The sequence below is a fragment of the Candidatus Nitrosopumilus sp. genome, from assembly GCF_028278985.1.
Classification (GTDB): domain Archaea; phylum Thermoproteota; class Nitrososphaeria; order Nitrososphaerales; family Nitrosopumilaceae; genus Nitrosopumilus.
Map to the genome: position 1 here is coordinate 1 of NZ_JANQTA010000019.1, position 14,619 is coordinate 14,619.

Genomic DNA, 14,619 nt, shown 5'->3' on the forward strand with positions numbered 1-14,619 from the left:
GAATTTGGTACAATCGCAGCCATGATTCTAGCAGTTGCAATCATATCAATAATTGCAATCTCTGCAAAATCAAGACTTAGCATTATGCCAAGATACTAAGTTCACAACTTTTTTCTCTTTTTAAAATACATAAATAGAGACGCGTTCAATTCGCTTCAAGATGAACAGCCGTACGTCGTTCGCGCTACTAGCCGTTTTGACTGCAGTCGGTACTTTAACCATGTCATCAGCATATGCTGCTGATGATCTTCCACAAGCATGTGTAGGATGCTCAATGGAAGATGCAAGAGAAGCAGCAAATCAGATGCTTCTAGATGACCTTCCAGTATCTGTTTGGACTGACAAAACAGATTATGGTCACAATGACATGATTATGGTAAAAGGCCAAGTAGCAAATGTAGCCTCTGGATTTCCAGTTACAATTACTGTTGTGAGTCCTCTAAATTCAATCGTCACAATTGACCAAGTCGATGTAGCTGACGATGGAAGTTTTGAGACAACACTAAACACAGCAGGTGCAATGTGGAAATACGACGGTACTTACACCATTAAAGCAAACTATGGAAGCGCTGAAAAAACTAACAGTGCAAAAGTCGAGCTTACTGGTGGAGTTGCATATACACCAACATACGAAACTCCTGATGTTCCAGACAGACAATGTAAGAACAATGAGTTGAGTGTAGGTGGACAATGTGCACCATTTACTATTACTGGTGGAATGGTGACAGGTGCAACAGTCAATTCTAATGATAATTCAATTGTCATTAGTATCAACGCTGAAGAAGATGGAATGCTAACAGTATCTCCAACAAAACAAACCTTTGACGGTGCCTTCATGGTACTTGTTGACGGAGAAGAGTGGGATGATTCTGAAATCGCTGGAGAAAAAATTACAGTGATGTTCCCAGCAGGCGCTGAAGAAATTGAAATAATTGGTACCTTTGTAGTCCCAGAGTTTGGTACAATCGCAGCCATGATTCTAGCAGTTGCAATCATATCAATAATTGCAATCTCTGCAAAATCAAGACTTAGCATTATGCCAAGATACTAAAAATCACATCTTTTTTCATTTTTTCATTTTTGATAGTAAAGGAAATATACATACACACATAGAAAATTTTGTGGGCTTAAGGATTCATTATGTTCTGTTGGCATTTTTAGTAATTTCCACAGGAAGTGTATTTGCTCAAGAATCATTGATTTCAGTTCAAACGGATGACAATAACTATGATGAAGGTGATACAATTGTAATTTCAGGACAAGTCACTACAGTGATAGGCGCAACTCCAGTCACACTTCAGCTGTTCACTGAAGGAAATCTTGTAGATATTGCACAAATAACAGTAGCCCAAGATGGCAGTTATTCGCACACAGTTATTGCGGAAGGCCCATTATGGAACAAGTCAGGAGATTATCTTGTAAGAGTATCATATGGTGAAGGAAATATTGCAGAATCAGAATTTGGGTATACACCAGAATCTGAAGCAATTGAAACTACAACAATTTTTGAAGTAGATGCAGGAAGTCATGGGACATTTGATGTAGAATATACCATCAAAGGAGGAACTGTTGAAGACATGGTAGTTGATTCAGATATTTTTGCATTAATTGTTCAAATAGACTCTACTGATGAGGGAACCATTTCGTTAGATCTTCCAAGAGAATTCATTGGAGCAGAAAAACAAGATGGAAAAGATGATACCTTTATCATATTAATTGACGGAATCGAAGTTGCATATCAAGAATCAGTAGTACATTCAGATTCAAGAGTAATAACAATTAATTTTGAACAAGGAGATTCAGACATTGAAATTATTGGAACATATGTTGTTCCAGAATTTGGTGCAATTGTAATGATAATTCTAGTTACTGGAATTATGATATCAATTTTGGCAACAAGAAACAAGTTACAAATGCGGATTTAATTAAAAAGAATATTTGTCTTTGAAAGGAGAAACATCTCGTAATTCTTTAACAATTTGTTTTAGTGAAATTACTGTTCTATCAATATCATCTTGCGAGTTAAAGATGCCAATTGTTAATCTAAGAGAGCCAGTAATTTGTTCATGAGAAAAGCCCATTGCTTGTAATACATGAGATGCTTTTTGAGTATTAACAGAACATGCAGAACCAGTGGATGCTGCAATGCCATGTTCATCAAGTTTGATAATCAAATCTTCTCCATTAACTCCTAAAAATGTAAAATGAGCATTATTTGGTAATCGAGATTTTAGATCTCCATTGACAGTAACTTCAGGGATCTCATCAGTAACTTTTTGGATTAGATCATCACGTAAGGAAAGCATTTTTGACATATTTGAGTCAAGATTGGTTTTTGCGATTTCGCAGGCTTTTCCAAAACCAACAATGCTAGCGACATTTTCAGTGCCTGAACGTAAACCGTGTTCCTGACCACCTCCTAAGATTACAGGGTCAATTTCCAATCCTTTTCGAATATACAAAGCACCTACCCCTTTGGGACCATTTAGTTTGTGAGACGAGATTGAAAGAAAATCAACATTCATTGCTTTAACATCAATCGGAACCTTCCCTATTGCCTGAACTGCATCAGTATGAAATGGGACTTGATGAGAATGGGAAATTTTGGCAAATTCAGAAATGGGTTGTATGGTTCCAATCTCATTATTTGCAAACATTATAGATACCAAAGTAGTATCATCAGAAATTTTTTGTTCTAACGAAGAGGGTTCAACAATTCCAGAATCGTTTACAGGAAGATATTCCACCACAACTCCATATTTTTCTAATTTCTTACATGGTTCTAAAATTGCATCATGTTCAATTGAAGAAGTGATGATTTTACCTTTAGATGATTTTGATGTCAGTCCATGTAAAACAGTAGTGTTAGATTCTGTCCCTCCAGAAGTGATTAGAATTTCAGATGGTTCTGCATTGATTAGTTGAGCAATTTGTTTTCTAGCCTTTTCAATTGCTTTTCGTGATTGGCGTCCATAACGATGGATAGAAGAAGGATTACCATATTGTTCTTTGAAAAAGGGAAGCATTGAATTAATTACATCTTCATGAATTTGGGTTGATGCTGCATTATCTAGATAAATCAATCTGCAATCACATTAATTTTTCCTGGTTTGTATCCTTCTGGATCTACTTCAACTTCAGAGAATCCAATCATCTTTAATTTTTCGGATAATTGTTCTAATAAGGAATTATTAAAAATTGAAATATAATTTGATTCAACTTCAATTTTGGCATGACCATCCAAATCACGAACTCGAACTTGTTTAAGATGAGTTAGTTGTTTGACAATTGTCTCACCCATTTCAATTCGAATTAATTTTTCAGCAGTTACTCTTTGACCCCATGGAATTCTAGAAGCCAAGCAAGAGTTAGAAGGTTTATCATAAATTGACAATCCAACAGATTTGGCACATTCTCTAATCTCATTTTTTGAAAAATTTGTCTCAACAAGAGGACTTTTGATTTGGTGTTGTTTTAGAGCCTCAATTCCAGGCCTATAATCACCTAAATCATCAATATTTGTTCCATCAACAATAACATCAACATTATGCTCTTTTGCCAAATTGATTAAATGAGTACCTAGTTCTGATCTGCAATGAAAACATCGGTCTGAGTCATTTTTAACAAAATCTTCATTTTCCAATTCATTATAATCCAAAAAAATGTGTGAAATTCCAATTTCCTTGCAAACATCTTTTGCAGTATCCGATTCCTCTTTTGACAAAGTCTTGTAATCAGCTGTAACTGCAATTGCGTTTGTTTTTAGTTTTTGAAATGCTGCATAAGCAACTAAACCACTATCAACTCCACCTGAAAGTGCAATCATTACTTTTGATTCAGGGTTAAACCAATCGATTAATTCATCAAGATGACTCATTTGTATCCTCAATTTTTTCGATTTCTTTTCTTAATAATGATTCAGTATCTTTAATCGATTTGGAGATATGATTAGAGATAGTTTTCAAATCGTCAAATTCTATTTTAAAATCATGTTTTCCTTTAAATGAGGATTTTTTATAATTTACTTCAAATGTTTGGCCAGATATGTTCACTTTAGTAGAATGAATGGTTCTTGGAACAATAAAGCGATTTGATTCAGAAACGCGTATTCCCAAAGTTCCTGTTTCATGAATCAGTGTATCAACCAAGGATTCAGCTTTCTGTTCATCACAAATTACATTTACAAGATTTGTAGGTCTACCCTTTTTTGTAATTCCATGATAAATTGACACATCTTTTGCTCCTTTACTCATTAGTTTTTCAATCAAATTACCTAAAATTTCTCCAGAGACATCATCAACATTTGTTTCAAGGATTTTAACAGAATCTACATCTAACTCATTTTGTGTTCCACGGACAATTTTTAGGACATTGGAAAAATTTTCAAAATCCTTTTGGCCAGCACCATATCCAATTGATTCAATTTTCATTTTTGGGTAATAGTCAATAGGATTTTTTGATAGATTTGATAGAATACAGGCTCCAGTAGGAGTTGTAAGTTCACTTTCAGAAGAATTACCTTGAATTTTTAATGAAGAATTTTTGAAAATTTCGAGAATTGCGCTTGCAGGATTGGACATTGTGCCATGAGAAAAAGTTACAGAACCTCCACCAACAGATACTGGCATGCACAAAACCTTTTCATCAAAAATTCCAAGATCTTCTAAAGCAATAGTAATTCCCAGGATATCTACTAGAGTGTCAATACTTGAGGCCTCATGGAAGTGTACTGAATCTGTGGGAATTCCATGGATTTTTGATTCTGATAAAATCAAAGTATCAATACAAGATTCTGCAAAAGATTTTCCTGTGGAGGATAATCCCAATAATTGAGCTGAATCAGAAATAGCATTTCTGATCTCAATGCCTTTACGTTCATGAACATCTTCATCGATTTCTAATTTTAGTTGAGTAGCTTCAACACCACGCTTTGTGATTTTTGTAAAATCAATTTCTTTAATGGTAGAATGTGGTAAGAATTTTTGAGATTTCTTTATCCCATCTAAGATTTTATTTTTATCAGCACCAAGATCTACTAATGAAGAGAGTAGCATATCTCCAGAAATTCCAGCTATCTGAGGATCAATGACTAACACCATAATTCAAAAAATGCAAAAATGCTTATAAATTCGCCTAATCTGATTTTAATTTCATTAGATTTAATTATTGAGAATTAACAGCGAATTTCATGATTACTATAATAGGTTCAGGTAAAGTAGGTGGCGATGCAGCATTATTTTCAGCATTAAAACGATTAGATGATCAAATTTTGTTACTAGATGTTGCAGAAGGACTTCCTCAGGGGGAGGCCATGGATATCAACCACATGTTATCTGAACAAGGAATCGATGTTGAAGTAAAGGGTTCAAATGACTTTGCAGATATGAAAGGCTCCAATGCTGTTGTAGTTGTTGCAGGTTCAGGAAGAAAACCAGGAATGACAAGAATGGATTTGTTGAAAATTAACGCATCAATTGTAAAGAGTGTTGTAGAAAATGTCAAGAAATATGCAGATGATTCTATGATAATTCCTGTCACAAATCCATTAGACCCAATGGCATACATTACCTACAAAGTTTCAGGATTTGAAAGAAGTAGAGTCTTTGGAATGGGTGGAATGTTAGATTTATCAAGATTTAGACAATTTATTCATGAAGCAACTGGACATTCAAGAGACTCCATTAGGGCACTTGTAATTGGAGAACATGGAGAAAACATGTTGCCACTTCCAAGATTCTCATCAGTTTCAGGAATTCCATTATCATCATTCTTACCAAAAGAAAAATTGGAGGAATTGGTTCAAAATACAAAACAAGTAGCTGCAAAAGTTATTGAATTGAAAGGTGCTACAGTTCATGCACCAGGAAATGCAATATCAGCAATTTTAGAATCAGTTGTTAGAGATAGAAAACAAGTGATTCCAGTTGCAACATATCTTGATGGTGAATATGGTCACTCAGATGTCACAATAGGAGTTCCTGCAGTTATTGGAAAGAACGGAGTAGAAAAAATCATCGAATTGGATCTTAATGATGAAGAAAAACAAGTCTTTAACAAAGCAGTAGATAGTGTTAAAGGCGCAATTTCTGGAATCGAAATCTAAGCATTTTTTTATCTAGTTATTTTACAACAAATATTGGATGTTGAAAAAATCCTAGAATCATTAAAAGACAATAAGATTACAGTAAATCAAGCAAAAAAATTACTTTCATTATACTCAATTGAAGAAATTGAAGGATTTGCTAAGATAGACATTAGTAGGCAGAATAGGAGAGGAATTCCAGAAGTAATTTTTGCTGAAACAAAAGAATTAGATGAAATTAAAAAAATTGTCAAGAGAGTTTTAGAAAAATCTAATGCAGTAATAGTTTCTAGACTTAAAAAAAATGATTATTCAAAAATTAAAGAATATTCTAAAAAATTAAAAGTTAAAATAAAAACTGGTAAAAATTCTTCCTCACTTTTACTCTACAAAAAGACCATCAAACAGAATGGAGGGAAGGTTGGAATTTTGACTGCAGGAACATCAGATATTGGGGTAGCTGAAGAATCAAGGCTAATGTGTGAGGCCATGAATTGTAAATGCATTATTAGTTATGATGTTGGAGTAGCTGGAATTCAACGAATTTTTCCAGAATTAAAGAAAATGGTAGACGAAGAGGTGGATTGTATTATAGTTGCAGCAGGAATGGAAGGAGCGTTGGCAACACTAGTCTCTACATTGGTAGACATTCCAATAATTGGTATTCCCACTTCGGTAGGTTATGGATATGGCGAAAAAGGAATTGCGGCATTGGCATCAATGTTACAAAGTTGCTCATTAGGATTATCAGTAGTCAACATCGACAATGGAATTGCAGCTGGAGGAATTGCTGCAAATATTGCAAATCGTTCAATCAGGATAAAATAAGATCTTTTTGAGAAATCGTGGTTGGCCATCCTCGTAAATGATATATACCATACTTTAACGAAGTTGAATAGTTGGCTGGCAAACGTATCGTACTTACTGCTGATCGTAGTTTAATGACAAATTATAGAGGAAATTTTCTTTATGGATTTATTGCATGTGGTCCATATGAAGTTCTTCCAGAATGGGTTTTTGACAAAGTATTTTGTCCTTCAGTTGAAACAGATCCAATCACTGGAGAAGTAAAAGTTGCTCAAGTTGGACTAAGACGTGTTGAAAGTTCTTTGTTGCAAGGAGGATACAAAAGAGAAGATGTATTCATGGCACATCCTGAAATGTTGCATAAATCAATTGGTCCAGATACAAAAGTTGTAGGAATTAACGTTATGGATCCATTAGGAATGGCACCAGTTACTACAACAATGTCACCTGAAAAATTATCTTATGTAGCAATGAAATTCAAAAAAATGTGTGCAAGTATTATTCAATTAAAGAAAAAGTATGATTTCAAAGTTGTAGTTGGTGGTAACGGCGCATGGGAATTAGCAAAATCAGATAGAATGAAAATTCATGGTCTTGACACAGTTGTAGTAGGAGAGGCTGATGAGTTGGCTGTAGACCTATTCCAAGACTTGGAGAAGGGAGATGCACCAGAGCTTATGCATTGTTTTGTTAGAAATTTAGAAAATATCCCAGTTATTGAAGGTCCAACTATCAATTCCCTAATTGAAGCAATGAGAGGATGTGGAAGAGGTTGTGACTTTTGTGATGTAAATAAAAGATCAAAGAAAGACCTTCCATTAGAAAGATTACAGCATGAAGCAAAAACTAACTTAGATTATGGATTTGATTCAGTATGGTTACATTCAGATGAAATGTTGCTCTATGGATGTGACAATAGAGATTTTATTCCAAACAGAGACGCTATAACAGATTTGTGGAAAGGACTGAAAGGACTGGGAGCAAACTTTGTTGGAACAACTCACATGACGTTTTCAGCAGTTGCTGCAGATCCACAACTGATGCACAACATTGCAGAAATTAATAATCAACATGAATCTGGAAGATGGCTTGCAACTAATTTAGGAATTGAAACTGTTGCACCAGATATGGTAAAGAAACATCTTGGTGTAAAGACAAAACCATTTGCTCCAGAAGAATGGGGAAGTGTGGTTAGAGAAGGTGCAAAAATTTTGAATGAGAACCATTGGTTCCCAGCTGCTACTATCATTATTGGATGGCCAGATGAAACACCTGATGATATTCAGTATACTATTGATATGATGAGTGACTTTAGAGAAATGGATTTCAGAGGATTGGTAGCTCCATTGTTATACCAAGACTTTAGTGAAAAGAATTCAATGCACTTTGGAAACTTAAACGAGGCTCAGTTTACATTATTCTGGAAATGCTGGGAAAATAATTTGAGAGTAATTAATGATATCATTCCAATTATTTTGAGAAATAAAACCTACGGACCACCAATGAAGGTGTTCATGTATGGAATTCTCAAAGCAGGAACCTGGGCTATTATGAGATACCTTAGAGGATTATGCAAGGATCTATTCAATGGAAGAACTCCTGACGAAATTATTGACAAATATGCTAGAAGCAGATCAGTCTCTGCCCCTAAGATTCAAACAAAGAAATTATAGATTTTCAATAGCATAATCAGCTATTGTGTTTCTTTTTGGAGTTAGAGAGATAAAGTAAACTTTGTCTGCTCTTTCAATTCCATCAACTTTTTTGAAAGATTTTGATGTAACATCAAATTCATAGATTCCTGGTTCAAGAGAACCCTTTGCATAGATCATCAGATATGTTTCTCCAGTAGTTGGGCTAAGTGGGATGAAGGACATTACATAGCCTTTGTATGAATTTACTGGCATGGTATTTTTCATTGGAGGGGCAGCTGATGCCATATACATGAAGATATCTTCAATGGTATCAAATTCTTCATATTCAATTTTCATTGAATAGTCTAGATAGTTTCAGTATAATAAGTTACTATAGAAAATAAAATTATTTTCTAGATTTGAAGTGTTGGTGTACTTTGAATCCAATCAATGCGGGTGCTGCAATATACATTCCAAGATTCAATGCAATAACAGAGATTCCCAATCCAAGTACTTCAATTTCTGAACCGCTATCAGCAAGAGTCATAATTGAAAGAGTAGAAACCATTGGAGTGATAAATGCTCTAACTGATTGTTGGAACATTGGGTTTTCTCTTTCCCAGTCAGCAATAGTTGGTGAGAATGAATAGTACAATTGGTTAAAGCCGGTCATGAATGCCATTCCAGATGAAGTGCTCATTACAGTATTGTCTCTAACTTCTCTCAAGAATTGTACTTGAGGTGCTAGTTCAGTTCCATATGCTGCAGTAGCAATAAGACAACCGCCTCCATTACCTTCTGGTTCTTGTGTTGCAACAACTTGGCAAACTCCATTAACCAATTCTGTTCCTGCTCCACATTGTGGTTCAGGCTCTGGTTCTGGTTCTGGTTCAGGCTCTGGTTCAGGCTCTGGTTCAGGCTCTGGTTCTGGTTCAGGCTCTGGTTCAGGCTCTGGTTCAGGCTCTGGTTCAGGCTCTGGTTCTGTAATTACCTGTGAACCACCTACATAATTTATTGTAATTTCAGATGAAGTTGCACCATAGTGAAACTCAATTTTATAATCTCCTGCTAATTTCCATAAAGGTCCACCAGCAATTGAGGTCTTTTCAAAAGTACCATCGGAGTTTGGAGTAATTTGGCCAATTGTTACAATATTGTTATCAGGTGATGTAACAATGAAAGTTAGTCCTTTTCCAGAATCATAATCTGCAATGGTTCCAGAAATAGAAATTGTTGAACCGTTAGAATAAGTATCTAAATCAGATGAAATTGTTAATGCAGGATTAGGATCTGTAGCTGCAAAAGCAGAACCGCTAATACCGTATGATAAAATCGAGACGGATAACAATGCAAATGCTAAGAATCCAGTTAGCCTCATTTTCAATTTTTTCATGGCTTGAGAGTATTTATATTTTGAATGAAAGAAAAATTGACCATATTATATTCGAATTATACCTTTTTTGACTAAGTATTGGATTGATTTTAAAAAGTCATCATCCGAAATTTGATCTTCAGACCACCATTTTGCATTATTCTTTACCCAGTATGGAATTTCTTGGGTTACAAAAGGTTCTGAAGAAGTTGGAGACATCAAGATCAATCCTTCATCAATTAAAAATTCAATTCCATCAATAAAATCAGAATCTGAAATTGATTCAGCAGACCACCATTTTGCATTATTCTTTAACCACATAGGTAATTCTGGAGTTTTTACATTCAATGATAAAGTTCCAACATTAGAACTATTGTGAGATAATTCAATTTTGTACAAGCCAACAGGGGAATTTTCATTAATTGAAATTACTGATTTGTAATTTCCTCCATTTGATAATATTGATGCAAAGCTTTGTGATTTGCCATCAGGATATACAATTGTCACAGATAGTGGAATTCCCCTTCTGTGGTTTTCTAAATTGCCAGATAAAGTAATCTCTTCAACATCTCCAGACAAAGGACGGATAATTTCATAAGAACTTAGTTGAGGAAATGTGTAAAATGATGTGGCAGATTTTTCTCTTAACAAACTGAAGGTGTTTGCATTTCCTGAACTATCCCTTGAATCAAAATACTTAGCATCAAGGCTGCCACCTGATGATGAAATTAACTCGGTTCCAAATTTATTACATATTTGAGATGGCATTTTGAAGACACCTTCAAAAATTCCAGTACTTGGGCCAGTTTCAACTAGAGTGAATCCTGTTGCTCCAAGACCACCATGTTCAACACCATTTACTGTACATCTTTTGTAACGAATATCTTTAATCAAAACTTCTAGCAAAACACCGTTTGCATTTCCAACCGTGTCTACATCATCAGAATTGGGATCATTGATAACAAAATAGATATCAACAATATCATTTTTCAAATTTAGATCTGGATCATTTAGTGTAATTGTAACAGGTTGACCAAAACGATATGTTGTTGAATCAGATGTAATTATTCCAGAACTTGTGTTAATATCGGATTGAGAAGTTGTGAGAAGAGAGATACCTACCTCATCAAGATCTGAATATGAAATTTTTATTCCTTCATCTTCTATTAATCTGTCAACTACTAGAAACTTTACATCTTCATCAATAGTTCGAATTGTTTGGATAAAGTTAGAATCTAATAAATTTAATTGGTTAGCTACAGCATATTCAAAAGTTCCTTCGAAGGTTGAAGAATCATCAGAAGTTTCTTCTAATTCAAAACGGTAAATAGAATTATTTGTATCCTCCAAGTTTTTTTCTCCAAATGAAAAGAAATCAATTACAATTGGTTGAGAATTACTTTCATTTGAAACCATACCATCAGAACCATTATCATTTGAAGAATCAAAATTGATTACAAGGAAAACAGTTCCAGATTTACCATCTATAGCTTGAACATCTGCATTATCTAATTGAATAAATCCTTGAGAAGAGTTAAGATCTCCAGAATCAATTATTGTGACTGGAGAAGTTCCAAGTGTTCCAAAAGTCAGTGTAAATGTAGTATCTGAGAAATCTGAGATTGCAAGATCATTTTCAAAAGACCTCAAATCATAGTTTATCCAATTTGTACCATCACTATTTTGTTCTGAAGAATCTATCAAAGTAGATTGAAGTGTAGAGGCTGAAATTCCCAGATTTAGAGAGATTTTCTCAAAGCCACCATTAGTTACAGTTGAAGTATCAATGTGTAAAATAGCTGAATTTTCATCAGGAATTGACGAATTTGCAGAATCTCCTAGATTCAAAGCAGTAGTAGATAGTGTAAAGAAGTCAACATCTGATGCGTCCTCAAGAGTAACAGGGTCACCAATTCTCATTGTAGGTATAATTGCAGTATCTCGGAATAAATCCAAGTCATCTTTTGCACCAGAATTGATATTTTGATCAGAATCAGTCAAAACAATCTCAAATTCTGTACCCGGAGTAAGTGATGGTAAATTACTTACAATACTCAAAGATGGTGATTGCAAAGCAACAGAAGCAGTTGAGGAACCAGTCAAAATTGACATTGATTCATCATTATAGGTGATTGTTCCAGTTTGTCCCCTTGGTGCATCATCTAAAATTCCCAAATTGGATTCATCATTATCATCTCCACTATCAAAAATTCCAGAGTTAGGTCCATTCTCAACAAATGTTAAAATTTTTGAAAACGTTTGAGTTCCATCTGAAACATTTGTTGTTGGTTGCTCATCATTTGATTGAAGTTCAAGAATATTTCCAACAGATATTGAAAGTTCACCATTGTCTTCAAATCCTAAAGAAGACAGAAAAGATTTTAGATCAACTAATCCAGCACCACCATTTGCAGAATCAGAACCATTTTCATCAAATGCTTGATAGAAAACTGATGATGAAGAATTTACGTTAAATGTCCAAGAATCTTCATCGGTAGGATCTTGATTTAATTGAAAATCATTAATTGTTAAAAAGACTTCAGAGTTTTCTGGATACAGTTCTCTATCTTTACTTAATGAAACATTTGGGATTTCATCATAGGTTAATGTAACCTTTTGCGAAGGACCTCCAGGATTATACTCTATTTCAACATCATCAAACGAAAAAAGTTGTATCAAAGGCCATGCATCTTCATCAAGACCAATCTGTCCTACAGGAACATCGGAATTAGTATTGATTGATTTGCTTTGTCGGACAACATTATTGTTATCAGTAACTCCATCAGGTGAGCCTGTACAGGATAAAAAAGAAGATTCACCATTGGTAGAAGAACCAAGTCCACCTGGACCAGGAACAGCAAATCCATCTGTTTCAGTTAATGAAATTCCAAAAACAGAATCAGATGTATCTCTTCCACAAAAAACACCAAAATCTAAACCTGTTCCGTCGAGACCAACTGTAGAATCGGCAATTTTTGCTTTGTCAACATGTGCAAAATAGGCATACCAATTTCCATCAGTGGCTTGAACCATTCTTAATGACTTTCCGTTTAATGTGACATCAGGTTCTCCTTTTCCTTCATCAGTATCTCGAATGTTATTATCATTAATTACAACTTCAATAATCATTGAACCTGAAAAATGATTGTCAAATTGAGAATTTTCAGCAGAGACAAACAAATTTGGATTGCTAAATGCTTCTGCATCTAAAACTGGTAGTAGAGAAATTATTGAAAAATATGCCATTACATACCAATATTTCTGGTCCAACAGCTCAAAAAATCAGTTATCACAAATAACATTGTCGTAGAAGTTCTTCTTAGAAACCTGTAATACAGCAAAAAATTATCAGATCTTATGGAAATGTTTGTACAGAGAACTAAAGTTTTAAAGATTTCATTATTAGCTATTTTTTCAGCATTCGTAGTAGAACTTGTTTTTGGCTTAGTTTCAAACAGTCTAGCACTAATTACAGATAGTATTCATGCACTGTTGGATAGTGTTGTTACAGTTGTTTTACTTTTAGCAGCAAGAATGGCAATTAAACCACCAGATGCAGAGCACACATACGGTCATGGAAAAATTGAATCATTAGGAGGATTAATTGGAGGAATCGCAATTTTTCTAATTGCATGCTTTTTCATTTACGAATCAATTAATAGAATTCAAAGTCCACCACCAACTATTCTACCAGGCCTATTTGCAATCATAGGCGGATTGTATACAATTGGAGTAGACATTTTCAGAGTAATTCTATTACGAAGATCAATTAAGAAAATTGGAGGTTCTACATTAAAAGCAGATTTCTATCATGCATTCATGGATTTAGGTTCCACCGTAGTTGCCATTGCAGGAATTGTTCTTGTGTCATATGGATTCTACAATGGAGATTTTATTGCTGCATTAATTCTTGGAGGATTACTTGCAATACTTAGTATCAAATTGATTTATAGAACAGCATTAGATTTGACTGACATTATTTCTCCAGAACTTGTACAAGATGTTAGAAAAATTTCTTTAGAGACTCAAGGGGTGCTAGATGCAAATCCAATTCTAATGAGACGTTCAGGTGATACGATTTTTGCAGATATCACAATTTCATTAAGAGGAAATACAAGTTTTGATCAAGCCCATGAGATAAGCAGTGATGTTGAGAAGAACATTAAAAATAAAATTTCAAACGCATCAATTACAATTCATTTTGAACCAAATTGGGATAATGTTCCATTGGATGCAAAAATTCAGGATTTAGCCCAAGGGGTTGAGGGAGTTAAAGGAGTACACAATGTAAGTACTCATAAAACAAACGGAAAAATTTTCTCAGATTTGCACGTCATGGTAAATAGAGAAATTAATCTTGATTCAGCACATAAAATTTCAGAGATTATAGAAAAAAGAGTTCAAAAAGAGATTCCTGAAATTGAGCATGCAACAATCCATTTAGAACCATTTATCACAGTTCCTGAGAATTTTAATTTAGAAGACAAGGATGCTGAGAGAGAAATTAAATCTATTTTAGAAAATTATAAAGAGATTAAGGCAATAGGAAGAATTGTTTCTTTGAGATTTGAGAATATTCAAAAAATCGACATTGATTGTTCATTTGATAAAGAATTATCAATTGAAAAAGTTCATGATTTGACTTCAGAAATTGAGCAGTTGATTCGAGCTGAAATTAAAAACTCCGTTATTACCATTCATCCTGAACCAGACGAATGATTTTC

Annotated in this window: 13 protein-coding genes; 7 read left to right on the top strand and 6 right to left on the bottom strand. The window is 34.3% G+C overall.

The features are described from left to right. Positions 1 to 12: 12 nt before the first annotated feature. The 3 genes from Q0941_RS06890 (at position 13) to Q0941_RS06900 (ending at position 1,925) form a co-directional block, all read left to right on the top strand. A complete protein-coding gene (locus tag Q0941_RS06890; protein ID WP_299291251.1) occupies positions 13 to 99 on the top strand; it encodes a hypothetical protein in 87 nt (28 codons plus the stop codon). A gap of 121 nt (positions 100 to 220) precedes the next feature. Beyond that, the gene (locus tag Q0941_RS06895) at positions 221 to 1,051 is read left to right on the top strand and encodes a PEFG-CTERM sorting domain-containing protein (RefSeq protein WP_299292475.1); all 831 of its coding nucleotides are present in this window, start codon (positions 221 to 223) and stop codon (positions 1,049 to 1,051) included. A 70-nt stretch (positions 1,052 to 1,121) separates the two neighbouring features. Further along, positions 1,122 to 1,925: a PEFG-CTERM sorting domain-containing protein gene (locus Q0941_RS06900; RefSeq protein WP_299292389.1), complete on the top strand. Its 804-nt coding sequence runs from the start codon at positions 1,122 to 1,124 to the stop codon at positions 1,923 to 1,925. On the opposite strand, the gene Q0941_RS06905 is transcribed toward Q0941_RS06900, so the two are convergent. The 3 genes from Q0941_RS06905 to larC are packed head-to-tail and all read right to left on the bottom strand — an operon-like array spanning position 1,926 to position 5,099. Then, entirely contained in the window at positions 1,926 to 3,083 is a 1,158-nt protein-coding gene (locus Q0941_RS06905; RefSeq protein ID WP_299292391.1) for a cysteine desulfurase family protein, read from the bottom strand. Beyond that, positions 3,080 to 3,877, bottom strand: a complete 798-nt coding sequence (larE, locus tag Q0941_RS06910; protein ID WP_299292393.1) for an ATP-dependent sacrificial sulfur transferase LarE — start codon at positions 3,875 to 3,877, stop codon at positions 3,080 to 3,082. The genes Q0941_RS06905 and larE overlap by 4 nt, the downstream gene beginning before the upstream one ends. Beyond that, on the bottom strand, positions 3,864 to 5,099 hold the full coding sequence (gene larC / locus Q0941_RS06915; protein ID WP_299292395.1) for a nickel pincer cofactor biosynthesis protein LarC: 1,236 nt from the start codon (positions 5,097 to 5,099) through the stop codon (positions 3,864 to 3,866). Before larC ends, larE begins: the two co-directional genes overlap by 14 nt. 89 nt (positions 5,100 to 5,188) lie before the next feature. Between larC and Q0941_RS06920 the strand changes: the two genes are divergently transcribed. From Q0941_RS06920 to Q0941_RS06930, 3 genes are all read left to right on the top strand, one after another. Beyond that, entirely contained in the window at positions 5,189 to 6,103 is a 915-nt protein-coding gene (locus Q0941_RS06920) for a malate dehydrogenase (RefSeq protein WP_299292397.1), read from the top strand. A 33-nt stretch (positions 6,104 to 6,136) separates the two neighbouring features. Further along, the gene (gene larB, locus Q0941_RS06925) at positions 6,137 to 6,910 is read left to right on the top strand and encodes a nickel pincer cofactor biosynthesis protein LarB (RefSeq protein ID WP_299292399.1); all 774 of its coding nucleotides are present in this window, start codon (positions 6,137 to 6,139) and stop codon (positions 6,908 to 6,910) included. 71 nt (positions 6,911 to 6,981) lie between these two features. Continuing rightward, positions 6,982 to 8,562 carry a radical SAM protein gene (locus Q0941_RS06930; RefSeq protein ID WP_299292401.1) on the top strand — a complete coding sequence of 527 codons (1,581 nt, stop codon included), beginning with the start codon at positions 6,982 to 6,984 and terminating at the stop codon, positions 8,560 to 8,562. Here Q0941_RS06930 and Q0941_RS06935 read toward each other — a convergent pair. The 3 genes from Q0941_RS06935 to Q0941_RS06945 are packed head-to-tail and all read right to left on the bottom strand — an operon-like array spanning position 8,557 to position 13,141. Beyond that, positions 8,557 to 8,880 carry a hypothetical protein gene (locus tag Q0941_RS06935; protein WP_299292403.1) on the bottom strand — a complete coding sequence of 108 codons (324 nt, stop codon included), beginning with the start codon at positions 8,878 to 8,880 and terminating at the stop codon, positions 8,557 to 8,559. The two genes, Q0941_RS06930 and Q0941_RS06935, sit on opposite strands and share 6 nt — an antisense overlap. 49 nt (positions 8,881 to 8,929) lie before the next feature. Beyond that, a complete protein-coding gene (locus tag Q0941_RS06940) occupies positions 8,930 to 9,907 on the bottom strand; it encodes a CFI-box-CTERM domain-containing protein (protein ID WP_299292477.1) in 978 nt (325 codons plus the stop codon). 54 nt (positions 9,908 to 9,961) lie between these two features. Continuing rightward, entirely contained in the window at positions 9,962 to 13,141 is a 3,180-nt protein-coding gene (locus Q0941_RS06945; RefSeq protein ID WP_299292405.1) for a peptidase, read from the bottom strand. Between the two features lie 117 nt (positions 13,142 to 13,258). On the opposite strand from Q0941_RS06945, the gene Q0941_RS06950 reads away from it, so the two are divergent. Next, positions 13,259 to 14,614, top strand: coding sequence for a cation diffusion facilitator family transporter (locus Q0941_RS06950; protein ID WP_299292479.1), 1,356 nt, complete (start codon positions 13,259 to 13,261; stop codon positions 14,612 to 14,614). The last annotated feature ends 5 nt before the right edge of the window (positions 14,615 to 14,619 follow it).